This is a genomic window from Serratia bockelmannii, assembly GCF_051803255.1.
Classification (GTDB): Bacteria; Pseudomonadota; Gammaproteobacteria; order Enterobacterales; family Enterobacteriaceae; genus Serratia; species Serratia bockelmannii.
In genome coordinates this window covers 3,728,853-3,752,427 of the sequence record NZ_CP196512.1, presented here as the reverse complement: position 1 = coordinate 3,752,427, position 23,575 = coordinate 3,728,853, and the positions used below count along the sequence as shown (strand labels likewise).

At 61.3% G+C, this 23,575-nt stretch carries 22 protein-coding genes; 12 read left to right on the top strand and 10 right to left on the bottom strand.

From position 1 onward, the window contains the following. The first annotated feature begins 56 nt into the window (after nt 1–56). The 3 genes from cysM (at nt 57) to ACSJLU_RS17900 (ending at nt 3,203) form a co-directional block, all read left to right on the top strand. Nucleotides 57–938 (top strand): cysteine synthase CysM, encoded by an 882-nt coding sequence (gene cysM, locus ACSJLU_RS17910; protein ID WP_025303785.1) that lies wholly within the window; start codon nt 57–59, stop codon nt 936–938. A gap of 252 nt (nt 939–1,190) precedes the next feature. Then, complete coding sequence (locus ACSJLU_RS17905; RefSeq protein ID WP_025303784.1) at nt 1,191–1,871, top strand: response regulator transcription factor; 681 nt, start codon at nt 1,191–1,193, stop codon at nt 1,869–1,871. 6 nt (nt 1,872–1,877) lie between these two features. Further along, nucleotides 1,878–3,203: an ATP-binding protein gene (locus ACSJLU_RS17900; protein ID WP_025303783.1), complete on the top strand. Its 1,326-nt coding sequence runs from the start codon at nt 1,878–1,880 to the stop codon at nt 3,201–3,203. 75 nt (nt 3,204–3,278) lie between these two features. Here ACSJLU_RS17900 and crr read toward each other — a convergent pair whose 3' ends face one another. The 5 genes from crr to cysZ all read right to left on the bottom strand — a co-directional run bounded on the left by crr (nt 3,279) and on the right by cysZ (nt 8,181). After that, nucleotides 3,279–3,788: a PTS glucose transporter subunit IIA gene (crr, locus tag ACSJLU_RS17895; protein ID WP_380825971.1), complete on the bottom strand. Its 510-nt coding sequence runs from the start codon at nt 3,786–3,788 to the stop codon at nt 3,279–3,281. A gap of 49 nt (nt 3,789–3,837) precedes the next feature. Continuing rightward, nucleotides 3,838–5,565, bottom strand: coding sequence for a phosphoenolpyruvate-protein phosphotransferase PtsI (gene ptsI, locus ACSJLU_RS17890; RefSeq protein ID WP_025303782.1), 1,728 nt, complete (start codon nt 5,563–5,565; stop codon nt 3,838–3,840). A 46-nt stretch (nt 5,566–5,611) separates the two neighbouring features. After that, nucleotides 5,612–5,869 (bottom strand): phosphocarrier protein Hpr, encoded by a 258-nt coding sequence (gene ptsH, locus ACSJLU_RS17885; protein ID WP_004936458.1) that lies wholly within the window; start codon nt 5,867–5,869, stop codon nt 5,612–5,614. Nucleotides 5,870–6,268: 399 nt separating this feature from the next. After that, nucleotides 6,269–7,237, bottom strand: a complete 969-nt coding sequence (gene cysK, locus ACSJLU_RS17880; RefSeq protein ID WP_004936453.1) for a cysteine synthase A — start codon at nt 7,235–7,237, stop codon at nt 6,269–6,271. A 185-nt stretch (nt 7,238–7,422) separates the two neighbouring features. Continuing rightward, nucleotides 7,423–8,181, bottom strand: a complete 759-nt coding sequence (cysZ, locus tag ACSJLU_RS17875) for a sulfate transporter CysZ (RefSeq protein WP_197770170.1) — start codon at nt 8,179–8,181, stop codon at nt 7,423–7,425. A 221-nt stretch (nt 8,182–8,402) separates the two neighbouring features. Here cysZ and zipA point away from each other — a divergent pair, with 221 nt between their 5' ends. The 3 genes from zipA (at nt 8,403) to ACSJLU_RS17860 (ending at nt 11,735) form a co-directional block, all read left to right on the top strand. Continuing rightward, on the top strand, nt 8,403–9,419 hold the full coding sequence (gene zipA, locus ACSJLU_RS17870; protein ID WP_043140339.1) for a cell division protein ZipA: 1,017 nt from the start codon (nt 8,403–8,405) through the stop codon (nt 9,417–9,419). 79 nt (nt 9,420–9,498) lie between these two features. Then, the gene (gene ligA / locus ACSJLU_RS17865) at nt 9,499–11,520 is read left to right on the top strand and encodes an NAD-dependent DNA ligase LigA (protein ID WP_025303779.1); all 2,022 of its coding nucleotides are present in this window, start codon (nt 9,499–9,501) and stop codon (nt 11,518–11,520) included. Beyond that, nucleotides 11,520–11,735, top strand: coding sequence for a DUF3820 family protein (locus ACSJLU_RS17860; RefSeq protein WP_127146823.1), 216 nt, complete (start codon nt 11,520–11,522; stop codon nt 11,733–11,735). The genes ligA and ACSJLU_RS17860 overlap by 1 nt, the downstream gene beginning before the upstream one ends. A 26-nt stretch (nt 11,736–11,761) precedes the next feature. Here the strand turns inward: ACSJLU_RS17860 and ACSJLU_RS17855 are convergent, their stop codons facing one another. Beyond that, a complete protein-coding gene (locus ACSJLU_RS17855; protein ID WP_025303778.1) occupies nt 11,762–12,760 on the bottom strand; it encodes a bile acid:sodium symporter family protein in 999 nt (332 codons plus the stop codon). 96 nt (nt 12,761–12,856) lie between these two features. Between ACSJLU_RS17855 and ACSJLU_RS17850 the strand changes: the two genes are divergently transcribed. Beyond that, entirely contained in the window at nt 12,857–13,777 is a 921-nt protein-coding gene (locus ACSJLU_RS17850) for a LysR family transcriptional regulator (RefSeq protein WP_380825967.1), read from the top strand. A gap of 1 nt (nt 13,778) precedes the next feature. Here ACSJLU_RS17850 and ACSJLU_RS17845 read toward each other — a convergent pair whose 3' ends face one another. After that, nucleotides 13,779–14,246, bottom strand: a complete 468-nt coding sequence (locus ACSJLU_RS17845) for a FlxA-like family protein (RefSeq protein WP_025303776.1) — start codon at nt 14,244–14,246, stop codon at nt 13,779–13,781. A gap of 52 nt (nt 14,247–14,298) precedes the next feature. After that, a complete protein-coding gene (locus tag ACSJLU_RS17840) occupies nt 14,299–14,847 on the bottom strand; it encodes a nucleotidyltransferase family protein (RefSeq protein WP_025303775.1) in 549 nt (182 codons plus the stop codon). A 159-nt stretch (nt 14,848–15,006) separates the two neighbouring features. Between ACSJLU_RS17840 and ACSJLU_RS17835 the strand changes: the two genes are divergently transcribed. Both ACSJLU_RS17835 and eutC read left to right on the top strand, forming a co-directional pair. Beyond that, nucleotides 15,007–16,392, top strand: coding sequence for an ethanolamine ammonia-lyase subunit EutB (locus tag ACSJLU_RS17835; RefSeq protein ID WP_197771143.1), 1,386 nt, complete (start codon nt 15,007–15,009; stop codon nt 16,390–16,392). After that, nucleotides 16,389–17,180, top strand: a complete 792-nt coding sequence (eutC, locus tag ACSJLU_RS17830; protein WP_380825965.1) for an ethanolamine ammonia-lyase subunit EutC — start codon at nt 16,389–16,391, stop codon at nt 17,178–17,180. Before ACSJLU_RS17835 ends, eutC begins: the two co-directional genes overlap by 4 nt. Here the strand turns inward: eutC and ACSJLU_RS17825 are convergent. Then, nucleotides 17,159–18,061, bottom strand: a complete 903-nt coding sequence (locus tag ACSJLU_RS17825) for a LysR family transcriptional regulator (RefSeq protein WP_164099478.1) — start codon at nt 18,059–18,061, stop codon at nt 17,159–17,161. The genes eutC and ACSJLU_RS17825 overlap by 22 nt on opposite strands. 450 nt (nt 18,062–18,511) lie before the next feature. Here ACSJLU_RS17825 and budA point away from each other — a divergent pair, with 450 nt between their 5' ends. The 3 genes from budA to ACSJLU_RS17810 all read left to right on the top strand — a co-directional run bounded on the left by budA (nt 18,512) and on the right by ACSJLU_RS17810 (nt 22,739). Next, nucleotides 18,512–19,291: an acetolactate decarboxylase gene (budA, locus tag ACSJLU_RS17820; protein ID WP_025303770.1), complete on the top strand. Its 780-nt coding sequence runs from the start codon at nt 18,512–18,514 to the stop codon at nt 19,289–19,291. Between the two features lie 32 nt (nt 19,292–19,323). Next, nucleotides 19,324–21,009, top strand: a complete 1,686-nt coding sequence (alsS, locus tag ACSJLU_RS17815; RefSeq protein ID WP_164099479.1) for an acetolactate synthase AlsS — start codon at nt 19,324–19,326, stop codon at nt 21,007–21,009. Nucleotides 21,010–21,152: 143 nt separating this feature from the next. Then, nucleotides 21,153–22,739 carry an ABC transporter substrate-binding protein gene (locus ACSJLU_RS17810; RefSeq protein ID WP_016926798.1) on the top strand — a complete coding sequence of 529 codons (1,587 nt, stop codon included), beginning with the start codon at nt 21,153–21,155 and terminating at the stop codon, nt 22,737–22,739. Between the two features lie 28 nt (nt 22,740–22,767). On the opposite strand, the gene ACSJLU_RS17805 is transcribed toward ACSJLU_RS17810, so the two are convergent. Further along, nucleotides 22,768–23,574 carry an ABC transporter ATP-binding protein gene (locus tag ACSJLU_RS17805; protein ID WP_004936408.1) on the bottom strand — a complete coding sequence of 269 codons (807 nt, stop codon included), beginning with the start codon at nt 23,572–23,574 and terminating at the stop codon, nt 22,768–22,770. Nucleotide 23,575: the final 1 nt, after the last annotated feature.

Genomic DNA, 23,575 nt, shown 5'->3' with positions numbered 1-23,575 from the left:
AGGCAACCCCAGGGTTGCCTTTTTACTTTACGCACACCAACACACAGGCAAAGATCGTGACAACGCTCGAACAATGCATCGGGAATACCCCGCTGGTAAAACTGCAACGGCTGGCCGCCCAGGCGGGCAGCGAAGTATGGGTCAAACTGGAAGGCAATAACCCGGCGGGATCGGTGAAGGATCGCGCCGCGTTGGCGATGATCCAGCAGGCGGAGCTGCGCGGGGAGATCAAGCCCGGCGACGTGCTGATCGAGGCTACCAGCGGCAACACCGGCATTGCACTGGCGATGATCGCTGCATTGAAAGGCTATACGCTGAAGCTGCTGATGCCGGAGAACATGAGCCTGGAACGGCAGGCGGCGATGCGCGCCTACGGTGCGGAACTGATCCTGGTCAGCCGTGAGCAGGGGATGGAAGGGGCGCGCGATCTGGCGTTGGAGATGCAGCGCCAGGGGCAGGGCAAGGTGCTGGATCAGTTTAACAATCTCGACAATCCTTATGCCCACTTCACCACCACCGGCCCGGAGATCTGGCGCCAGACCGAAGGGCGCATCACGCACTTCGTTTCCAGCATGGGCACCACCGGCACCATTACCGGCGTGGGCGGTTACCTGAAGAGCCAGAATCCGCAGGTGCAGATCGTCGGCCTGCAGCCGGCGGAGGGCAGTAGCATCCCCGGCATTCGCCGTTGGTCGCCTGCTTACCTGCCGGGGATTTTCCGCCCGGAGCTGGTGGATCAGGTGTTGGATATCGAACAGGGCGATGCCGAGCAGACCATGCGCCAGTTGGCGCAGCGTGAAGGCATTTTCTGCGGCGTCAGCTCCGGCGGTGCGGTAGCCGGCGCCTTGCGCATCGCGGCGGCCCACCCTGGCAGCGTCGTGGTGGCGATCGTTTGCGATCGCGGCGACCGTTACCTCTCTACCGGCGTGTTCGACTGATCGCTCCTTCCCGGCGGTGTGTTCCGTCGGGAGAATCTTTCCCCCTTTCCTTTCGACAGACGGCAGCCCCGCTTGCGTGGTAGCTGCCGCTTGCTCGTGCGCCAATGCCATGACTGAAGTAGAGAAATTGCGCGGCAGCGGCCACAATAACGGTGGCGAGACGCAAAGAGCGATGTGTAAGGATTGAGTAAAACCGGCTGCGGGCCGGCGGAATTGGCGGGAAAATAACGAAAATCGGTGAAGGAGCAAGGCATGAAAATTTTACTGGTCGACGATGACCTGGAGCTTGGCACCATGCTGAGCGAATACCTGACCGGCGAAGGCTTCGATGCCACGCTAGTGCTGACGGGCAAGGCGGGGGTAGAGGGCGCGCTGTCGGGCGACTATACCGCGATGATCCTCGACATCATGCTGCCGGACATGAGCGGCATCGACGTGCTGCGCGATGTGCGTAAAAAGAGCCGGCTGCCGATCATCATGCTGACCGCCAAAGGCGACAACATCGATCGGGTGATTGGCCTGGAGATGGGCGCTGACGATTACATGCCCAAACCGTGCTACCCGCGCGAATTGGTGGCGCGTCTGCGCGCGGTGCTGCGCCGTTTCGAAGAGCGGCCGCAAGAGGCGGACGACGAAGCCGCCATCAGCTTCGGCGAGCTGACGCTGAACCCTTCAACCCGCAGCAGCGAATGGCGCGGTAAGGCGTTTGATCTGACCGCTTCGGAATTCAATCTGTTGGAGCTGTTGCTGCGCGCGCCGGATCGCGTGGTGTCGAAGGACGAGCTGTCCGAGAAGGGGCTGGGGCGCCCGCGTGAGGCCTATGACCGCAGCGTGGACGTGCACATCAGCAATATTCGCCAGAAGCTGAGCGCGTTGGCCGGCAGTAAGCTCAGCATCGAGACGGTGCGCAGCATCGGCTATCGCATCCGGTAACCTGATATGCGCGGAAGACTGTTCTGGAAAATTTTACTCGGCTTTTGGTTGACCTTCCTCATCATGACGCAGGCGCTGTGGGTGGCGTTTTCTCTTTATGGCGATCGTTATGTGCCGCCGGAGAACGCCATGGCGCGGCGGGTCATTGGCCTGCAACTGACCTCCGCCGCCACCCAGTTGCGCAGCGGCGGTATGCCGGCGCTGGAAGCCCTGATGCGCGACTGGCCCGAGGACGACAGGCGTCTGCTGTCGGTTACGCCGATGACCCAACCGCCGCCGCCCGCGCCGGAAGAACCGGTGTTTGAAGGGCGTCGTATGCCGAAAGCGATTTCCGCCTGGGTGCAGACCGGGGAAGGGCAAGGTTACTGGCTGAGCTATGACGTGCGCGGGCTGCGGGAAGAGTATCGGCCGGAGCGGCGTTCCCACTTCTTCAACATTCCTGCGCCGATGCTGTGGGTCGGCGGGCTGGGCGGTTTGCTGTTCAGCGCCGTGCTGGCCTGGAATCTGACCCGGCCGATGCGTCAGCTGCGCGGCGGCCTGGATCGGGTGGCGCAGGGCGATCTGTCGGTGCGGCTGTTCCCGAACATGCGACGCCGCCATGACGAGCTGTCCGACGTGGCGCGCGATTTCGACACCATGGCCGAGCGGCTGGAACTGCTGGTTAGCGCCCGCGAGCAGTTACTTCATGACGTTTCGCACGAGCTGCGTTCACCGCTGGCGCGCCTGCAGCTGGCGATTGGCCTGGCGCGGCAGAATGCCGGTAACGTCGAAGCCTCGCTCAAACGTATCGAACACGAGTCGGGGCGGCTGGACAAAATGATCGGCGAGCTGCTGGCGTTGTCGCGTACCGAACACAGTAGCCTGCCGGACGAGGAGTACTTCGATCTGTACGGCCTGGTGGACGCGGTGGTGAGTGATGCACGCTACGAGGCGCAGGTGCCCGGCGTGGATATCGTGCTGCAGGCCGAGTCGGACGTGGAGTATACCGTCAAGGGCAATGCGGAGCTGATGCGGCGAGCGGTGGACAACATCGTGCGCAATGCGCTGCGCTTTTCCAGCCACGGCCAGCGGGTGACGGTGGCGCTGTCGCGCGTCGATAACCAGTTCCAGATCGCCGTCAGCGATCAGGGGCCGGGGGTCGAAGAGGCGAAGCTGTCGAGCATCTTCGATCCGTTCGTGCGTGTGAAGTCGGCGCAGTCGGGCAAGGGTTACGGCTTGGGGCTGGCGATTACCCGCAAGGTGGTATTGGCGCACGGCGGCCAGGTTGAGGCGCGCAACGGCGACAGAGAGGGGCTGGTCATTACCCTGCGTATCCCGCGCTGGTCGTCATAACGTAGTGAGATTGGGATACGACGAAGGGGATAAAAAAACGGCGCCGAGGGCGCCGTTTTTCTTGCTCATCCGCGCTTACTTCTTGATGCGGATGATCGGGGTTTCGCCAACGGTCACGCTGCCGGACAGTTTGACCAGCTCTTTGATCTCGTCCATGTTGGAGATAACGACCGGCGTCAGGGTAGACTTGGCTTTCTCTTCCAGCAGTGGCAGGTTGAACTCGATAACCACGTCACCTTTCTTGACGCGCTGACCTTCTTCGGCGATGCGTTTGAAGCCTTCGCCTTTCAGTTCTACGGTATCGATGCCGAAGTGGACGAACAGCTCAATGCCGCTGTCGGATTCGATAGAGAATGCATGGTTGGTTTCGAAAATCTTACCGATGGTGCCGTCAACCGGAGCAACCATTTTGTTACCGGCCGGTTTGATGGCGATACCGTCGCCAACGATTTTTTCAGCGAACACTACGTCCGGCACATCTTCGATATTGACGATTTCGCCAGAAAGGGGAGCGACGATCTCGATAGTGCCCGTGTCTTTCTTGTCATCAGAAACCAGAGATTTCAGTTTATCGAACAAACCCATGATCTTCTCCTAAGCATTAAATTGGGCGGCGTTCCAGTGTCGTGGAAGTTTAGCAGAGCGTTTTTTCTTCGATGAATTTATTGACGCAATTCATCAGGTCTTGTGCCGTTGGCTGTGCCAAGGCCTGCGCTGCCAACGCCTTCACATCTTCGAAATTCGTGTTACGAATAATTTTCTTGATGCGCGGGATTGAAATCGCACTCATGCTGAACTCATCCAGCCCCATGCCCAATAACAACAGTGTAGCACGCTCATCGCCAGCCAGTTCGCCGCACATGCCGGTCCACTTGCCTTCTGCGTGAGATGCATCAATAACCTGTTTGATCAGGCTAAGTACTGATGGGGACATCGGGTTATAGAGATGAGAAATCAGCTCGTTGCCGCGATCTACCGCCAGAGTATACTGGGTTAGATCGTTTGTCCCAATACTAAAGAAGTCGACTTCTTTCGCCAGGTGGTGAGCGATGACCGCCGCAGCCGGTGTTTCCACCATCACGCCCACCTCGATGCTCTCGTCAAACGCCTTGCCTTCTTCGCGCAGCTGCGCCTTCAGCGTCTCGATTTCGCCTTTCAGATCGCGCACTTCTTCCACGGAGATGATCATCGGGAACATGATGCGCAGTTTGCCGAACGCCGAGGCGCGCAGGATGGCGCGCAGCTGGGCGTGCAGGATTTCACGGCGGTCCATCGCGATGCGGATGGCGCGCCAGCCGAGGAACGGGTTCTCTTCCTTCGGCAGGTTCATGTACGGCAGGTCTTTGTCGCCGCCGATGTCCATGGTGCGGACGATCACGGCCTGCGAGCCCATGGCTTCCGCCACGGCTTTATAAGCCTGGAACTGCTCGTCTTCGGTCGGCAGCGAGTCACGGTCCATGAACAGGAATTCGGTACGATACAGGCCGACGCCTTCCGCGCCGTTGCGCTCTGCACCCGCGACGTCGCGCACGGTGCCGATGTTGGCGCAGACTTCAACCTGATGGCCGTCCAGCGTAATCGCCGGCAGGTCCTTCAGCTTGGCCAGATCGTTTTTCTCGGTGATGTATTGGTTCTGGGCGGCTTTCAGCTGATCGATAACGTCAGCGGTCGGGTTAACGTAAATTTTGTTGTTAACCGCATCCAGAATCAGGTAGTCGTCGTTTTTCACCTGCTTGGTCACGTCGCTGGTACCGACGATCGCCGGCAGCTCCAGGGAGCGCGCCATGATAGAGGTGTGGGAGGTGCGGCCGCCGAGATCGGTAATGAAGCCCAGCACTTTGTCCAGGTTCAGCTGCGCGGTCTCGGACGGGGTCAGATCGGTGGCCACCAGGATCACTTCGTCCTGAATGGAGCCCAGATCGACGATCGGCATGCCCAGAATGTTTTGCAGCAGGCGTTTGCCGATGTCGCGCACGTCGGCGGCGCGTTCTTTCAGGTATTCGTCGTCCAGCTCTTCCAACGCTTTTGCCTGACCTTCGATCACGGTGTAGGCGGCGGCGTCTGCGGAGGCCAGATCGTCTTTGATTAGGGCTATGATTTCCTGCTCAAGCTCTTCGTCTTCCAGCAACATGATGTGGCCTTCGAAGATAGCTTCCTTCTCTTCGCCGAAGGTTTCGCCAGCTTTGGTCTTGATCGCTTCCAGCTGTTCGGACGCTTTCGCGCGGCCGGCCAGAAAACGCGAGACTTCCTGCTCTACTTGATCAGCAGAGATTTTTTTCCGGTTGATGACGATGTCGTCTTCTTTCAGCAAGAGAGCCTTACCAAAAGCGATGCCCGGTGATACTAAAATGCCTGAAATCATAACCCTACCTTACTCTTGACTGGTGTTAACTAAAAAGACGGGCCGATTACTCAAGCTCTGCCATCAGTTTTACCAAGTGCTCAACGGCTTTCTGCTCGTCTTCACCTTCAGCTGAGATGGTCACTACGGTCCCTTGAGTCAGCCCCAGAGTTTGCAGTTTGAACAGGCTTTTAGCGCTGGCGCTTTTGCCGTTGGAGGTCACGGTGATGTCAGACGTGAAGCCTTTGGCTTCTTTAACGAACTGAGCGGCAGGGCGAGTATGCAGACCATTCGGAGCGGTAATAGTAACTTCTTGCTGGAACATTGATGTTTCCCCAACTTATTGGATTAATGTTGTGGAGTTAAAGTTTAGCCCAGGGGCCTGACTTTAACTTGTCTGGTTATAGCGCCTGACTATGGACAGGGGCGAACGTTGATGCAACAGAAAACGACGCGTTAGGCACTTCAGATCAAAAAACTCGGCTTTAGACGTCGTTCCAATCCGCTCCCCATTATGCCCGATTCGCCGCGTCGGCGACAGATGAGTAAATCGATTCAGCCTTGACCGTGCTCGGAGAGTGATTAATTTTGCGCATCGAAATAATGCAACGTTAAATACTAAAGGCGACGGGCAAAAGCAATCTTGGACTGCTATAAAGTTTGATCCAGTCCACAAAAAAGCACCCCGCAGGGTGCTTTTTTAGCGATTTGTGCAGTTGCGGAATTACTGCTGCAATTCCTGCTCGGTGAACAGATCGGCGAACAGCGCGGTGCTGAGATAACGTTCGCCGGAAGAGGGCAGGATGACCACGATAGTCTTGTCGGCGAACGCCGGTTCTTCGGCCAGTTTCACCGCCGCCGCGACCGCTGCGCCGGAGGAGATGCCCGCCAGGATGCCTTCTTCGTCCATCAGACGACGCGCCATGCTGATGGCTTCGTCGTTGGAGACTTTCTCGACGCGATCCACCAGGTCAAGATCGAGGTTGCCCGGAATGAAGCCGGCGCCGATGCCCTGGATCTTGTGCGGGCCCGGTTTCAGCTCTTCACCGGCCAGCGCCTGGCTGATGACCGGCGAGTCGGTCGGCTCGACCGCCACGGTGGTGATGGCCTTGCCTTTGGTGTTCTTGATGTAGCGGCTGACGCCGGTCAATGTGCCGCCGGTGCCGACGCCGGAGATGAACACGTCGACTTCCCCATCGGTGTCTTCCCAGATTTCTGGGCCGGTGGTTTTTTCATGGATGGCCGGGTTGGCCGGGTTGCTGAACTGCTGCAGGATCAGGTAACGGTTCGGATCGGTGGCGACGATCTCTTCGGCTTTGGCGATGGCGCCTTTCATGCCTTTCGCCCCTTCGGTCAGCACCAGATTGGCGCCCAGCGCCTTGAGCAGCTTGCGGCGCTCGATGCTCATGGTTTCCGGCATGGTCAGCGTCAGCTTGTAACCGCGCGCAGCGGCGACGAAGGCCAGCGCGATGCCGGTGTTGCCGCTGGTCGGCTCCACCAGTTCCTTGCCGGCGGTCAGCACGCCGCGTTGTTCCGCATCCCAAATCATATTGGCACCGATGCGGCATTTGACGCTGAAGCTCGGGTTGCGTGATTCAACCTTGGCCAGAATGCGTCCGTTGCCGATACGGTTCAGACGAACCAGCGGCGTATGGCCGATTGTTAATGAGTTGTCTTCATATATCTTGCTCATAGCCCGTCCTTTAACTCTATGAAAATGTGGGGAACATCGAAAGCATACGCTAACAGTACCGGCAGGGAAGTAAAGAATTGGTATATCTATATGTTATTAGGAAATAAGTTTTAAGCACAATGATAAGGGCGCGAAATGCGCGCCCTGTCGAAAATTCCCGCGCTATCGGCGGTAAAAAACGGCGGTTATCGAACGAATTGCGAGCGGTAGCGATCGACCCACATCGCGGTGGCGCCGCAGACGGCGACCGGCAGGATCACCAGGTTGAGGATGGGGATCATGGTGAACAGGCTGACCAGCGCGCCGAACTGCAGATTGTCGGTTTTGTGCTGGCGCAGTGCGCGGCGCATGTCGGCAAAGCTCACCTTGTGGTTGTCGAACGGGTAGTCGCAATACTGGATCGCCAGCATCCAGGCGCTGAACAGGAACCACAGCACCGGCGCCACCGTCTGGCCGATGCCGGGCACGAAGTACAGCGCCAGCAGCAGCAGCGCGCGCGGCAGGTAATACATTAGCTTGCGCCATTCGCGCGCCATGATGCGCGGCAGATCTTTGGCGATGCCGAGCAGGCCGGTGTCCGGCAGCGGTTTGCCGGTCAGGCTGCCTTCGAGCTGCTCGGCCAGCAGGCCGCAGAACGGCGCGGCGATCAGATTGGTGATAGTGCTGAATAGATAGCTGAACACCAGCAGCACCGAAATGACCGCCAGCGGCCACAGCAGGTAGCTCAACCATTGCAGCCAGTCGGGAACGTGGCTCATCATCGCCGGGATCCAATCGCCAAGCCGGCTGAACAGCCACCAGAAAGCGGAGCCCATCAGCAGCACGTTGACCAGCAACGGCAGGACCACATAGCGTTTAATCCCCGGGCGCGAAATCAGGCGCCAGCCTTCGGCGAAATAGTGAATGCCGCTGGTCGAGCGGGAAGGGAGCTGCGTATAGGACATATCTTAAGTTATCTCGTTGTCTGAACAGGCATCATTATCATATAGGGATGATTTTCCACTGGCTAGGGTAGGGTTGGCTGAAAAACCAGCAGAAAAAGGCAGTATAATCATCTTTATTGGCATAAAGTTCAGCACGGACTTGCACTTGTGTGCGCGGGCAAATAGAGTTAAAGAGTGAATGTTTGCCGCGGTGGCAATGTATTGGAACAACAGAGATAGCAATGATGCAGGATTTGCGTCTGATATTAATCGTTGTTGGCGCGATCGCCATAATAGCGCTGTTATTGCACGGTCTGTGGACCAGTCGCAAAGAACGGTCAGCGCTCTTCCGCGATCGCCCAGCCAAACGTTCCCAAAAGGAACGTGAACAAACTCCGATCGACGATCTCGAAGAAGGCGTCGGTGAGGTGCGCGTACGCGCCGCTCACCCGCAAGACGAGCCGTCATTCGGCCATTTCGATGCCGCACGCGAAGAACCCGTGGCCGCGCCGAAGCCCGCTCCGGCGGCTGCGCCAGCGCCCCACGCCGTTCAGCCGGCTGCCCATCAGACGCCGCCTCCGCTGTCTCAGCGGCCGGAATATGATGATATCCTGCTGAACAACTACGCGCCGGACGAAGAACAGGCCGAACCGCAGCAACCGCAACCGGCCGTGCGCCGTGAGCCGCGCGTCGACGATCTGCCGCATGAACATGAGGCGCCGCAGGGGGCAGAACCGGCATTCCACGCCGAACCGGCTCCTGTGCAGCAAGCGCCGGAAGTGAAGCCTGCGCCGGAACCTGCACCGCAGCCTGCGGCTGCGCCAATTCAGGCTAAGCTGAAAGAGACCGTGCTGGTGCTGCACGTCGCGGCCCATCAGGGCGGCGTGATCGGCGGCGAAGTGCTGCTGCAGAGCGTGTTGCAGGCGGGCTTCCAGTTTGGCGAGATGGGCATCTTCCACCGCCATATCAGCCCGGCCGGCAGCGGCCCGGTACTGTTCAGCCTGGCGAACATGGTCAAGCCGGGGTCGTTCGATCCTGACATGATGTCCGATTTCTCCACGCCGGGCGTGTCGATGTTCATGATGGTGCCGTCTTACGGCGACGCCAATCAGAACTTCAAGCTGATGCTGCAGTCGGCGCAGCGCATCGCCGACGACGTGGGCGGCGTGGTGCTGGACGACGAGCGCCGCATGATGACGCCGCAGAAGCTGGAAACCTACAAAGCGCGTATCCGTGAAGTGTTGGAAAACAACGCCTGACCGGGTTGCCGCGCGCACTGAACATCCGTAACAACAAAGCCCCCGCTAGCCGGGGGTTTTTTATCTTTGATGGTGAGCCATGGAATCGATAATCCAACAAATCAATCAACTACGAGCCACATTGCGCCATCATGAATACCAGTATCATGTGCTGGATGCGCCGGAAGTGCCGGATGCGGAATATGACCGCCTGATGCGTGAGCTGCGCGAGCTCGAGAGCGCGCATCCGGAGCTGATCACCGCCGATTCGCCGACCCAGCGCGTGGGCGCGGCGCCGCTTGCGGCGTTCGACCAGGTGCGTCACGAAGTGCCGATGCTGTCGCTGGACAACGTGTTCGACGAAGAAAGCTTCCTGGCGTTTTACAAGCGCGTGCAGGACAGGCTCAAAAGCAGCGATCCGCTGACCTTCTGCTGCGAACTGAAGCTGGATGGCCTGGCGGTCAGCCTGCTGTATGAAGACGGCGAACTGGTGCGCGCGGCGACGCGCGGCGATGGCACCACCGGGGAGAACATCACCACCAACGTGCGCACTATTCGCGCCATCCCGCTGCGCCTGACCGGCGACAACATCCCGCGCCGGCTGGAAGTGCGCGGCGAAGTGTTCATGCCGCAGGCCGGTTTTGAACAGATGAACGAAGAGGCGCGGCGCAAAGACGGCAAGGTGTTTGCCAATCCGCGCAACGCCGCCGCCGGTTCGCTGCGCCAGCTCGATCCGCGCATTACCGCTAAACGCCCGCTGACCTTCTTCTGCTACGGCGTAGGCCTGCTGGAGGGCGGCGAGCTGCCGCGCAGCCACTTTGAGCGCCTGATGCAGTTCAAGGCCTGGGGCCTGCCGGTTAGCGATCGCGCCCAGCGCCGCACCGGCAGCGAGGAAGTGCTGGCGTTTTATCGTCAGGTCGAGCAGGACCGCGCACAGCTCGGTTTCGACATCGACGGCGTGGTGATCAAGATTGACGACATCGATCTGCAGGAAACGCTGGGCTTTGTGGCGCGAGCACCGCGTTGGGCGACGGCGTTCAAATTCCCGGCCCAGGAGCAGATCACCGTGGTGCGCGAAGTGGAGTTTCAGGTTGGCCGCACCGGCGCGATTACGCCGGTGGCCCGCCTTGAGCCGGTGTTGGTGGCCGGGGTGACCGTCAGCAATGCCACCTTGCACAATGCCGATGAAATTGAGCGGTTGGGGCTGCGCATCGGCGATACGGTGATCGTGCGCCGTGCCGGCGACGTGATCCCGCAGGTGGTGGGGGTGCTGGAAGACCGCCGGCCGCAGGATGCGCGCGAAGTGGTGTTCCCGCTGCACTGCCCGGTGTGCGGCTCCGACGTTGAGCGCGTGGAAGGCGAAGCCGTGGCGCGCTGCACCGGCGGTCTTATCTGCGGCGCGCAGCGCAAAGAGGCGTTGAAGCATTTCGTTTCCCGCCGCGCGCTGGACGTTGAAGGCATGGGCGACAAGATCATCGAGCAACTGGTGGACAAGGAGTACGTGAAGAACCCGGCCGATCTGTTCCGGCTGTCCGCCGGCATTCTGACCGGTCTGGATCGCATGGGGCCGAAATCGGCGCAGAACCTGGTCAATGCGCTGGAGAAATCCAAACAGACCACCTTCGCCCGCTTCCTGTATGCGCTCGGCATTCGCGAGGTCGGCGAAGCGACCGCCGCCAACCTGGCGGCGCATTTCGGATCGCTCGAGAAGTTGTTCGCCGCTGACATCGAGGCGCTGAAAGAGGTGCCGGACGTCGGCGAAGTGGTGGCCAAACACACCCGCAATTTCCTCGATGAAGCGCTCAATCAGCAGGTGATCAACGAGCTGGTGGGCGCCGAGATCGGCATCCACTGGCCGGCGCCGGTGGTGGTGGCGGCGGAAGAGATAGACAGCCCGTTCGCCGGCAAAACCGTGGTGCTGACCGGCTCGCTGAGCCAGCTGTCGCGCGACGAGGCCAAAGATCGCCTGACGGCGCTGGGCGCCAAGGTCAGCGGCAGCGTGTCGAAGAAAACCGATCTGGTGATCGCCGGTGAGGCGGCCGGTTCCAAGCTGGCGAAGGCGCAGGAGCTGGGTATCGCCGTGATCGACGAAGCGGAGATGATCCGCTTGCTGGGTGAGTGATGGAAAAAGAACACCTGCTGGAGATCGCCAATACCGTGATGCCGTTCGGCAAGTACCAAGGGCGGGTGCTGATCGATCTGCCCGAAGAGTACCTGCTGTGGTTCGCCCGCAAGGGCGAATTCCCCAAAGGCAAGCTCGGCATGCTGATGGAGATGACGCTGGCGATTAAAATCGAAGGGCTTGACCACCTGGTCAAGCCGCTGAAGAAAAGCTGAACTGACGGGCCTTGGCCCGTCTTTTTTTACCCGCGCGACGCCTGTGCGTTGGCGTTGGGCACCGCCTGTTGCGCTCGCTGCTTGCGCTGGTATCTTTTGGCCAGCACTGCGCAGGTCATCAGCTGCACCTGATGAAACACCATCAGCGGCAGCACCATGATCCCCACCGTCGCCGCCGGGAACAGGATATTGGCCATCGGAATGCCGTTCGCCAGGCTCTTCTTCGAACCGCAGAATACGATGGTGATCTCGTCCGCTTTGCTGAACCCCAGCCAACGCGCCATGTAAGTGTTCACCACCAGCACGATCGCCAGCAGCACGATGCTGCCGCCGACGATAAACGCCAGCGAACCGATCCCCACCTGATGCCAGATACCGTGCGTCACCGCCTCGCTGAAGGCGGCGTACACTACCAGCAGAATCGAGGTCTGGTCGGTTTTACCGATAAGCGGCCGATGGCGCTCGATCCAGCCGCCGATCAGCGGTCGCAGCAGGTGGCCGGCGACAAACGGCACCAGCAGCTGCAGCACGATCGAACCGACCTGCCGCAGGCCGCCGGTATCGCCGTGCACGTTCATCAACAGGCCGACCAGCAGCGGCGATACGAAGATCCCGAGCAGGCTGGAGGCGGAAGCGCTGCACACTGCCGCCGCGACGTTGCCGCCCGCTAGCGAGGTGAAGGCGATGGCCGACTGCACGGTGGCGGGCAGAATGCACAGGTAGATGAAACCGGCGTACAGTTCGGGGCTGACGTCGATCGGCGCCCACCAGGCGAACAGCATCCCCAGCGCCGGAAAAATGATGAAGGTGCTGAACATCACCCACAGATGCAGCCGCCAGTTATTGCTGCCGGCCAGGATGGCCTCGCGCGACAGCTTGGCGCCGTGCATGAAGAACAGCAGGGCGATGGCGGCGATGGTCAGGGCGTTGAGCCAGCCGACGAACTCGCCGCGCGCCGGCAGGAACGACGCCAGTAGCACGGTGGCGATCAGCGTCAGGGTAAAACGATCGGGCAGGAATCTCATGGCGATGCGCTCGGGTAGAAAATCGATGGGGCTATTCTCCCGCGCGGGCATATAATAATAAAATTGATTTATTTAATTCATCCATGAATAAAACACATGAATTACTCACTCAAACAGCTGCGGGTGTTTGTCGCCATCGCCCGCCACGGCAGCTTCAGCCGCGCCGGTGAGGCGATCGGCCTGACGCAATCGGCGGTCAGCCACAGCGTGAAAGAGCTGGAGGCGGAGGTCGGCGTGCGCCTGCTGGATCGCACCACGCGTGAGGTGGCGTTGACCGACGCCGGTCTGCGGTTGGCCAACCGGGTCGAGCGGCTGCTGGATGAACTGCAGGCCGCGTTGCTGGATGCGCGCAGCTTTGGCGTACAGCGCAGCGGCACGGTACGGGTGGCGACGAGCCAAACCATTTCCGCCCATCTGATGCCGCAGTGCATCGCCGCCGGCGAGCGTGAATACCCGGAGATCCGCATCATGCTGCGCGATCAGGCGCAGCAGCAGGTGCTGCACAGCGTGCGCAACGCCGAGGTGGATTTCGGCATCGTGGTCGATCCGGTACAGGCGGTGGATCTGGAGTGCGAAGCGGTGCTGCACGAGCCTTTCCTGTTGCTGTGCCGCGACGATCATCCGTTCGCTGCGCAGCAGGCGGTGCGTTGGTCGGCGTTGAACGGCTGCCGCCTGGTGTTGCAGGATTATGCGTCGGGCAGCCGACCGCTGATCGACAGTGCGCTGAGACAGCAGGGCGTGGAGGCGCAGGTGGTGCAGGAAATCGGCCATCCGGCGACGCTGTTCCCGATGGTGGCGGAGGGGATTGGCATCAGCATTTTCCCGGCGTTGGCGCTGCCGTTGCCGGAAGGGGGACGGCTTAGGGTGCGGCGGCTGGTGCCGGAAATTAACCGCGCGTTGATGCTGGTGCGGCGCAAGAACCGCTCGCTGACGCCGGCGGCGGAGGCCATCTGGCAGGTGGCGCGTCAGCAGGCGACGCTGCTGCACCAGCGCCGGCAGGAAAGCGCGGAATATTGAGTCAGATATAGACGTCCACTGCGTTGAGCGGCGTTGGGCGGTTTACGCCGTCGCCGGCTTGCGCTGCGGCTTTTGCCATCTGCTCCTGCTGCTGCTTTTCCATTTCTTCTTTCTGGATGCGCGCGATCTCGGCCTGCAACATCTTGATCTGCGCTTCGATCAGCTGTTTCTGTTTTTCGATCTCTTTGGGGTCGGCGCTGGAGTCCTTCAGTTCCACCAGCTTTTGCTGCAGCGCCTGAATCTGCCGGTTCAGCGCCTTGATGCGCACCGAGGCGCGGCTTTCGTTGAGGTTAGCCGGTTCTTCATTGCCGTTGGCGCGTTCGTTTTTCTCCATCTTGCCGCCTTGCGGCTGGTTGTTGACCGGTTTGGCCATCAGCAATTCGCCCTGATGGCCCGGCGCGCTAAAGACGTTGCTGACGCCGGGAACGGTATTTTTGATCGGTACGATCATGGTGATGGTGGTCGACATGGATGCTCTCCCTGAGTCGGTATATCGCTGATCAGGGTATCGGCAGCGGCGGCTAAATCTTTACCTGCCGCAGACGCGGCCAGCGCAACAGCCAGCCTTTGTCGAGCACACGCTGGGCATAGGCTGTGCGATCGCCATTTTTCACGTTGAAGGTAATGGTGTCGTCGAACAGCGCCGCGAGCCCGAAAGGGGCGACCAGCGTGATGCTGTCGTCGGCGTTCAGACGCGCGCCGATCGCCGTTTCCACTTCAGTCCAGAAGCTGATGGCCTCTTCGCTGTTGCGGTAGGGCGCCCGGCCGCCGCGCAGGTGCATGCGCGCCTGATTCTTGACCGACCACGGCTGCGGCAGCCACTGTTGCAGCCGCGCCTCCAGCATGCGATCGCGTTCGGCGTCCGCCCGCTGCGCATCGAAGTGGATCACGTCGATATCGTTGAGCGGCGTGGGCTCCACATAGCCGTGGCGCCGATCCCACACCAGGTTGCGCACAAAGCCGGCGCCGAGGCACCAGTCATTCAGGCCGAGCCGGCGCACGGTGCGCAGGGCGGCCATGCGCGCGCTATCTTGTTGCAGCCAGTCGATAATTTGCCGTTGCGGATCCATCACCCCTCCTGTTTTCGCGGCTACTGTAACCCGAAGCGGCGGCGGGTGAAATGGAGAGAAGCGTGATGGCGGCGATCGCGTGCAAAATAATTTTCTTTTCCCACTGACTACACTTGGTGCAGGGTTGTTATCTCGTCACTCGGGGCAAGGGAGGGGGCTATGTATCAGGCAACGGTGGGCCAACGCGGCTATCGCTTTGGCGATCTGCGCCAGCTGATGGCGAAGGCTTCGCCGGCGCGTTCCGGCGATTATCTGGCGGAGGTGGCGGCGCAAAGCGCCGAAGAGCGCATGGCGGCGCGCATCGCGCTGGCGGACTTGCCGCTCAAGGCATTCCTGCAGCAGACGCTGGTGCCGTACGAGCAGGACGAGGTGACGCGCCTGATCATCGATAGCCACGACGCCGCCGCCTTTGAGCCCATCTCGCACCTCACGGTCGGCGATTTTCGCGACTGGTTGCTGAGCGAGCAGGCGGACAGCGCCATGCTGGCGCAGGTGGCCACCGGCATTACGCCGGAGATGGCGGCGGCAGTGAGCAAGATCATGCGCAATCAGGATCTGATCCTGGTGGCGAAAAAGTGCCGGGTGGTGACGCGCTTTCGCAATACGATTGGCCTGCTGGGCCACCTCAGCGTGCGGCTGCAGCCCAATCACCCGACCGACAGCCTGCAGGGCATCGCCGCCAGCATGCTGGACGGCCTGCTGTACGGCAGCGGTGATGCGGTGGTTGGCATCAATCCAGCCAGCGACAGCCTGCCGCTGCTGGAAAAGCTCAACTACATGCTGGACGACGTGATCCAGCGCTTCGCCATTCCCACCCAATCCTGCGTGCTGACCCATGTGACCAACACGCTGCGGCTGATGGAGCGCGGCGCGCCGGTGGATCTGGTGTTTCAGTCGATCGCCGGTACCGAAGCGGCCAATCGCGGTTTCGGCATCAGTCTGGCGCTGCTGGCGGAAGCGCAGCAGGCGGCGCTGAGCCTCAAGCGCGGCACGTTGGGCGATAACGTGATGTACTTCGAAACCGGGCAGGGCAGTTGCCTGTCGGCTAACGCGCATCACGGCGTCGATCAGCAGACCTGTGAGGCGCGTGCCTATGCGGTGGCGCGCCATTTCTCACCGCTGCTGATCAACACCGTGGTGGGGTTTATCGGCCCCGAATACCTGTATGACGGCAAACAAATTATCCGCGCCGGGCTGGAGGACCACTTCTGCGGCAAGCTGCTCGGCCTGCCGCTGGGTTGCGACGTCTGCTACACCAACCATGCCGAAGCCGATCAGGACGACATGGACACGCTGCTGACGCTATTGGCCGCCGCCGGGTTGACGTTCCTGATCGGCGTGCCGGGCGCGGATGACATCATGCTCAACTACCAAAGCACCTCATTCCACGACGCGCTCTATATCCGAGAGCTGCTGGGGCTGAAGCACGCGCCGGAGTTCGCCGCCTGGCTGGCGGCGATGAACATCACCGACGAACGCGGGCGGCTGCGCGACGCCGCCGCCAATCACCCGCTGTTGCTGGCGCTGCAGGGAGAACGGACATGAGCAAACCGGTTCACGTCAACAGTTGGGATGTGCTGCGCGCCTTTACCGACGCGCGCATCGCGCTGGGGCGCACCGGCGCCAGTCTGCCGACCGACGAGCTGCTGCGCTTCGGCCTGGCCCATGCCCAGGCGCGCGACGCGGTGCATCAGCCTTTCGACAGCGAGCGGCTGGCGGCGGATCTGCACGATGCCGGTTGGCCCACGCTGGCGGTGCACAGCCAGGCTGGCGACCGCGCCGCCTACCTGCGCCGTCCGGATCTGGGGCGGCGATTGGCGCCGGATAGCCGCAGCCTGCTGCTTGGTTTACCGCCGCGCCGCGTCGATCTGCTGCTGGCGGTGGCGGACGGCCTCTCCTCCAAGGCGGTGCACCGCCAGGCGCTGCCGTTGCTGCAAGCGCTGCGGCCCTATCTCGATACGCTGGGGCTGACCGTGGCACCGGTGGTGCTGGCGCATCAGGCGCGGGTGGCGCTGGGGGATGAGATCGGTGAATGCCTGCAGGCTCGGGCGGTGGCGATGCTGATCGGCGAACGGCCGGGGCTGTCGTCGCCGGACAGTCTGGGCATCTATTTGACCTGGGGACCGAGCGCGCGCAGAACGGACGCCGAGCGCAACTGTATTTCCAACGTACGGCCCGAGGGGCTGGATTACCCGCAGGCGGCGTTCCGCCTGGCCTGGCTGCTGGAGCAGGCGTTCCAGCGGCGGCTGAGCGGCATCGAGCTGAAGGACGAGAGCGACAACCCGGCCCTGCATGGCCGAGTGACGCCGCTTTACCCCCAGCTGGGCGGCTGACCGATGGTTTGCTGCAGCAGGGCAGTGAAGGCAGCCAGCCGGGCGGACACCTTCGCCATCGGGCGCAGCAGATAGATGCCTTGCTGCTCATGGCGCGGATCTTCAAGCATCTGCACCAGTTGCCCGTGCTGCACGTCCGGCCCCACCACCCAGTTGGGCAGAAAGGCGATGCCGAGCCCGAGCAGTGCGGCCTGACGCTGCGCGGTGAAGTCGTCGCAGCGCAGCGCCATGGTGCAGCGGCTCATCAGCGCCGCGTCGAGGATCTGCGCCCAGCAGGCCGGCTGCTGCTTGTGGTAGCGGGCGATCAGCCGATGCTGCGGCAGCGCTTCCAGATCGGCCGGCAGGCCATAGCGGGCGACGTAGGCGGGGCTGGCGCACATTACCCAGCGTTGGGTGGCGATGCGGCTGGCGTACAGCGCGCTGTCCTTCTGCTCGCCAATGCGGATGGCGGCGTCGAGCCGTTCCTGCGTCGGATCGGTCAGGCGTTCGGTCAGATCGAGGTCGACCCACAGCTGCGGGTAGCGTTCCGCCAGCGTCGGCAGCAGCGGCAGCACATAGGTTTTGCCGAAGGTCGGCAGACAACTGATGCGCAGCGTGCCCTGCGGCGTTTCGTTCAGCGCGCTCAGCTCGGCGCGAAGACCGGTAATGTCCGTCATCAGCGCGGTGGCGCGCGTCAGCAGCAGCTCGCCGGCGTCGGTCAGCAACAGGCCGCGGGTGGAGCGCACGAACAGCGTCGCACCGAGCGCGCTTTCCAGTGCATCGATATGGCGCACCAGCGAAGAAGGCACCATACCCAGCTGGCGCGCGGCGGCGGAAAAGCTGCCCAGGTGGGCCACGTCGAGAAAAATTGGCAGATGTTCTACATAGCGGGCGTCATTCATTTTTGCATTATATGCAAAAGCGTTTCTTATGAATACCCGCTTCTCTGCCGGCGGCGCGGCGGCTACTCTGGCTGCGGGTTGACGACGGGCTTCAACGCCGCCTTATCCCGGCCGTATAGAGAGAAAACGCATAAACCTCGCGGCGCTTAGCACTAAATAACAGATATTTTTCCCAGGATGCGCGAGCCGCCTGCGGAGTTGATAGTCGCTCCAACACCAGATTAACCGTTCAATTTGATATCCGATCCAGCATTAATGATTAGTGAGCCTTTACTTTCACTCATCATGCTGTTGACTCTGGATATCGGCCGGCCAGCCGTGCCGGTTTTTTTGTCGCCTCAGGCTGAATCGTTCCAACTGATGAACGCGCCTGAGAGGCATCTTGGCCCGCCGTCGGTGGGTCTTTTGAACGCGCGGAACCGCGATCCCGCGCTGGTGGAGGAGTTAGTCATGAACGAAAAACACGGGTGTTCCTGTGCGCGCCATTTGGCGCAGGGTTTTGCCAGGCAGTCGATCAACGCCGGGGAGGGCGAAATCTATCAAATCTCGCTGATGAGCGCGCTCATCGACGGGGTCTATGAGGGCGAAACCACCATTGCCGAGTTGCTCAAACACGGCAACTTCGGCCTCGGCACCTTCAATCATCTGGACGGTGAACTGATCGCTTTCGACCAGGAAATACACCAGCTGCGCGCCGACGGCAGCGCCCGGCCGGCCGGCCTGCAACAGAAAACCCCCTTCGCCGTCGTCACCTTTTTCCAGCCCAGCGTCAGCCAGCAATTCGACCGGCCGATCACCAAGGCACAGCTGCACCAGTGCATCGACGAACAGGTCGCCTCGCCGAACCTGTTTTGCGCGGTGCGGGTGGACGGTGAGTTCAGCCATGTCGAAACCCGCACCGTACCGCGTCAGGAACGGCCTTATCGCCCGATGCTGGAAGCGATAGAAGAGCAGCCGACCTTCTCGTTCCATCAGCGGCGCGGCACGCTGGTCGGCTTCCGATCGCCGGATTACATGCAGGGCATCGGCGTGGCCGGCTATCACGAACACTTCGTTACCGACGACCGCAGCGGCGGCGGCCACGTGCTGGACTATCAGCTCGATCATGGCCGTCTGCAGTTCGGCGTCATCACGCGTCTCAATCTTCAGTTACCGCATGATGCGGATTTCTTGCGCGCCAACCTCTGCCCAGAGGATTTGGATCGTGCGATTCGTTCCGCCGAGGGCTAACCCCGGCGATCGTTTTCTTAGGAGGTGGAACCATGGCACAGGAAAAAACAGGCAATGACTGGCAATGCGGCGCCGATTTGGTGGTGAAAAACCTGGAAGCGCAGGGCGTCAAACACGTTTTCGGTATTCCGGGCGCCAAGATCGACCGGGTGTTCGACTCGCTGGAGGACGCGCCGTCGATCGAAACGGTGGTGGTGCGTCATGAGGCCAACGCGGCCTTTATGGCGGCGGCGGTCGGCCGCTTGACCGGCAAGGCCGGGGTGGCGCTGGTCACCTCCGGGCCGGGCAGCTCCAACCTGATCACCGGGCTGGCTACCGCCACCTCGGAAGGGGACGCGGTGGTGGCCTTCGGCGGGGCGGTGAAGCGCGCCGACAGCCTGAAGCAGACGCACCAGAGCATGGATACCGTCAGCATGTTCCGGCCGGTCACCAAGTATTGCGCCGAAGTGCATGCCGGTTCGGCGATTTCCGAGGTGATCGCCAACGCCTTCCGCCGCGCCGAGTTCGGCCGGCCGGGGGCATCGTTCGTCAGCCTGCCGATGGATATCGTCAATGAACCGGTCAGCGCGCCGGTACTGGCGGGCTGCCGCTTGCCGCGCATGGGGGCCGCCGCGGCAGACGACATTCAGGCGGCGGTGAAACTGATCCGCCAGGCCAAATGCCCGGTATTGCTGCTCGGCCTGCAGGCCAGCCGGCCGGAGAACAGCGAGGCGGTGCGCCATCTGCTGTACCGCACCCATATGCCGGTGGTCGGCACCTATCAGGCGGCGGGGGTGATCGACGTCAACCACTTTGCCCGTTTCGCCGGCCGCGTCGGCCTGTTTAACAACCAGCCGGCCGATCAGCTGCTGCAGAAGGCCGATCTGGTGGTGAGCGTCGGTTATGATCCGATCGAATACGATCCCTGCATGTGGAACAGCCACGGGCGGCTGAAGCTGGTGCATATCGACGTGCTGCCGGCGGATATCGATACCTGCTATCGGCCGGACGTCGAGCTGGTGGGCAACATCAGCGCTACGCTGAACATGATGACCGAAGCGTTCACTGAGGCGGTCTGCGTGCCGCCGGAAGTGGAGCTGATCCTCACCGATCTCGGCCGCCAGCGCACTGAACTGGCGGAGCGCGCCGCTCGCCGCGGCGGCATGCCGATCCACCCGCTGCGCATCGTCAAGGAGCTGCAGGACATCGTCAGCGACGACGTGACGCTGTGCGTGGACATGGGCAGTTTCCACATCTGGATCGCCCGCTATCTTTACAGCTTCCGCGCTCGCCAGCTGTTGATCTCCAACGGCCAGCAAACCATGGGGGTAGCGCTGCCGTGGGCCATTGGCGCGGCGCTGGTGCGCCCCGGCGACAAGGTGGTGTCAATCTCCGGCGACGGTGGCTTCATGCAGTCGAGCATGGAGCTGGAGACCGCGGTGCGGCTGAAAAACAACATCGTGCACGTGATCTGGGTCGATAACGCTTACAACATGGTGGAAATGCAGGAAGTGAACAAATACCAGCGCAAATCCGGCGTGGAGTTCGGGCCGATAGACTTCAAGGCCTACGCGGAATCCTGCGGCGCGGTCGGTTTCGCCGTGCAGTCGGTGGAAGATCTGCGGCCGATGCTGCGCAAGGCGATGGAGATCCAGGGGCCGGTGGTGGTGGCCATTCCGGTCGACTACGCCGATAACTATAAGCTGATGGCGCAGATGAACTTCAGCCAGATGATTTAATTTCATCATCCTCGCGCCGTTTCACCGGGGCAGGCCGCTTGCGCGCCTGCCCGTTTTTATGCGCGGAATTTGTCCTTTACATCGCTAACAGCATGATTTATTGCTATCCGTTCGGCTGTTTTTTCACCACTGGGGATAGCGCAATGAAAAGAAAAGCAATAACGATCGGGCTGCTGGCGTTGGCGATTGCCGGCGGCGCGCGGGCCAATACGCTGGTCTACTGTTCCGAAGGCTCGCCGGAAGGCTTCAACCCGCAGCTGTTCACCTCCGGCACCACGGTAGACGCCAGTTCGGCGGCGATCTACAACCGGCTGGTGGATTTCAAACCCGGCACCGTCGAGCTGCAACCCAGCCTGGCGGAGAGCTGGGAAGTGAGCGAAGACGGCAAGCGCTATACCTTCCACCTGCGCAAGGGCGTGGCATTCCAGAGCAATAAATATTTCACGCCCACCCGCGATTTCAACGCCGATGACGTCATCTTCTCGTTTATGCGCCAGAAGGACGCCAACAACCCGTATCACAAGGTCTCCAACGGCGCCTACACCAACTTCGAGTCGATGGAGTTCGGCACGCTGATTGACCGGATCGTCAAGGTGGATGACCACACCGTGCGCTTTGAGCTCTCCCGCGCCGAGGCGCCGTTCGTCGCCGATCTGGGCATGTATTTCGCCACCCTATTATCGGCGGAATATGCCGACGCGATGCTGAAGGCCGGCACGCCGCAGCGGGTGGACAACGATCCGATCGGCACCGGGCCGTTCCAGCTGGTGCAGTACCAGAAAGACGCGAAAATCCTCTACAAGGCGTTCGACCGCTACTGGGAAGGTAAGCCGAAGATCGATCGGCTGGTGTTTTCGATCACGCCGGATGCGACGGTGCGTTACGCCAAGCTGCAAAAGAACGAGTGCCAGGTGATGCCGTTCCCTAATCCGGCGGATCTGGCGCGCATGCGGCAGGACGGCAACCTTCAGGTAATGGAAAAATCCGGCTTGAATATCGGCTTCCTGGCGTTCAACACCCAGAAGAAACCGTTGGATAACGTCAAGGTGCGCCAGGCGTTGGCGCTGGCGGTCAACAAGCCGGCGATCATCGACGCGGTGTTCCACGGCGCCGGCCAGCCGGCCAAGAACCTGCTGCCGCCGACCCAATGGGGCAGCAACGCGCAGCTTGAAGACTACCCGTATTCGCCGGAGCGTGCGAAGCAGCTGTTGCAGGAGGCCGGGTTGGGGCAGGGCTTCGATATCGATCTATGGGCGATGCCGGTGCAGCGGCCCTATAACCCCAACGCCAAGCGTATGGCGGAGATGATCCAGGCCGACTGGGCTAAAATCGGCGTGCGCGCCAAAATCGTCACCTTCGAGTGGGGCGAATATTTGCAGCGGATTAAAAACGGCGAACACCAGACCGCGCTGATGGGCTGGACCACCGCCAACGGCGATCCAGACAACTTCTTCGGCCCGCTGTTCACCTGCGCTTCGCTCGGCGGCTCCAACTCGGCGAAATGGTGCTACAAACCGTTCGACCAGCTGATCCTGCAGGCGCGTGAAGAGAACGATCATGCCAAGCGGGTGGCGATGTACCAGCAGGCGCAGGTGATGATGCACGATCAGATGCCGGCGCTGATGATCGCGCACTCGACCATCTTCGAACCGGTGCGCAAGGAAGTGAAAGGCTACGAAATAGACCCGTTCGGCAAACACATCTTCAAGCAGGTGTCGCTGGAGAAATAAGGCACAGGCCGGGTTAACCCGGCCTTTTTCATGCCTGCGGCGCGTCGCAGTGGTAGCGGCCGCGCGGGATCACCAGCGGCGTGTGGGACAGCGGATCGTCGATGATCATGCATGGCATGCCGAACACCCGTTCCACCAGCTCGGCGGTAATGATCTCCGCCGGTTTCCCCTCAGCCACGATCTTGCCGTCGCGCATGGCGATGATGTGATCGGCATAGCGGCAGGCGTGGTTGAGATCGTGCAGCACCGCGATAAGGGTTTGGCCGCGCTCGCGGTTGAGCTGGCGGAACAGATCCAGCAACTCTATTTGGTGCGCGATGTCGAGGTAGGTGGTCGGTTCATCCAGCAGCAGCAGCGGCGTTTGCTGCGCCAACGCCATCGCCACCCAGACGCGCTGTCGCTGTCCGCCGGACAGCTCGTCGACGCTGCGATCCGCCAGCTGGCTGACGTTGGTGGCCGCCATGGCGGCTTCCACCGCCTGTTTGTCGGCCTGCGTCCACTGTTTCAACAGGCTCTGGTGCGGATAGCGGCCGCGCGACACCAGGTCCGCCACGGTAATGCTGTCCGGTGCGATCGAGGTTTGCGGCAGCAGCCCAAGCTCGCGCGCCAGCGCTTTGGTGGCGAAGCTGCTGATGTTTTTGCCGTCCAGCATCACCTCGCCGGCGCTGGGTTTCAGCAGGCGGCACAGGGCGCGCAGCAGCGTCGATTTGCCACAGGCGTTCGGCCCGACGATCACCGTGAAGGCGCCATCGGGGATCGCCACGCTCAAATCGTCAGCGATGATTTTATTGTCGTAGCCCAGCTTCAGGTGCGAGGCGTGCAGGCGGTGGCTCATG

What these genes read in the sequence shown, in the direction of transcription:
- ACSJLU_RS17905 (WP_025303784.1), top strand. Translation starts at nt 1,191, where the DNA reads ATGAAAATTTTACTGGTCGACGATGACCTGGAGCTTGGCACCATGCTG.
- ACSJLU_RS17900 (WP_025303783.1), top strand. Translation starts at nt 1,878, where the DNA reads ATGCGCGGAAGACTGTTCTGGAAAATTTTACTCGGCTTTTGGTTGACC.
- crr (WP_380825971.1), bottom strand. Translation starts at nt 3,788, where the DNA reads ATGGGTTTGTTCGATAAACTGAAATCTCTGGTTTCTGATGACAAGAAA.
- ptsI (WP_025303782.1), bottom strand. Translation starts at nt 5,565, where the DNA reads ATGATTTCAGGCATTTTAGTATCACCGGGCATCGCTTTTGGTAAGGCT.
- ptsH (WP_004936458.1), bottom strand. Translation starts at nt 5,869, where the DNA reads ATGTTCCAGCAAGAAGTTACTATTACCGCTCCGAATGGTCTGCATACT.
- cysK (WP_004936453.1), bottom strand. Translation starts at nt 7,237, where the DNA reads ATGAGCAAGATATATGAAGACAACTCATTAACAATCGGCCATACGCCG.
- cysZ (WP_197770170.1), bottom strand. Translation starts at nt 8,181, where the DNA reads ATGTCCTATACGCAGCTCCCTTCCCGCTCGACCAGCGGCATTCACTAT.
- zipA (WP_043140339.1), top strand. Translation starts at nt 8,403, where the DNA reads ATGATGCAGGATTTGCGTCTGATATTAATCGTTGTTGGCGCGATCGCC.
- ligA (WP_025303779.1), top strand. Translation starts at nt 9,499, where the DNA reads ATGGAATCGATAATCCAACAAATCAATCAACTACGAGCCACATTGCGC.
- ACSJLU_RS17860 (WP_127146823.1), top strand. Translation starts at nt 11,520, where the DNA reads ATGGAAAAAGAACACCTGCTGGAGATCGCCAATACCGTGATGCCGTTC.
- ACSJLU_RS17855 (WP_025303778.1), bottom strand. Translation starts at nt 12,760, where the DNA reads ATGAGATTCCTGCCCGATCGTTTTACCCTGACGCTGATCGCCACCGTG.
- ACSJLU_RS17850 (WP_380825967.1), top strand. Translation starts at nt 12,857, where the DNA reads ATGAATTACTCACTCAAACAGCTGCGGGTGTTTGTCGCCATCGCCCGC.
- ACSJLU_RS17845 (WP_025303776.1), bottom strand. Translation starts at nt 14,246, where the DNA reads ATGTCGACCACCATCACCATGATCGTACCGATCAAAAATACCGTTCCC.
- ACSJLU_RS17840 (WP_025303775.1), bottom strand. Translation starts at nt 14,847, where the DNA reads ATGGATCCGCAACGGCAAATTATCGACTGGCTGCAACAAGATAGCGCG.
- ACSJLU_RS17835 (WP_197771143.1), top strand. Translation starts at nt 15,007, where the DNA reads ATGTATCAGGCAACGGTGGGCCAACGCGGCTATCGCTTTGGCGATCTG.
- eutC (WP_380825965.1), top strand. Translation starts at nt 16,389, where the DNA reads ATGAGCAAACCGGTTCACGTCAACAGTTGGGATGTGCTGCGCGCCTTT.
- ACSJLU_RS17825 (WP_164099478.1), bottom strand. Translation starts at nt 18,061, where the DNA reads ATGAATGACGCCCGCTATGTAGAACATCTGCCAATTTTTCTCGACGTG.
- budA (WP_025303770.1), top strand. Translation starts at nt 18,512, where the DNA reads ATGAACGAAAAACACGGGTGTTCCTGTGCGCGCCATTTGGCGCAGGGT.
- alsS (WP_164099479.1), top strand. Translation starts at nt 19,324, where the DNA reads ATGGCACAGGAAAAAACAGGCAATGACTGGCAATGCGGCGCCGATTTG.
- ACSJLU_RS17810 (WP_016926798.1), top strand. Translation starts at nt 21,153, where the DNA reads ATGAAAAGAAAAGCAATAACGATCGGGCTGCTGGCGTTGGCGATTGCC.
- ACSJLU_RS17805 (WP_004936408.1), bottom strand. Translation starts at nt 23,574, where the DNA reads ATGAGCCACCGCCTGCACGCCTCGCACCTGAAGCTGGGCTACGACAAT.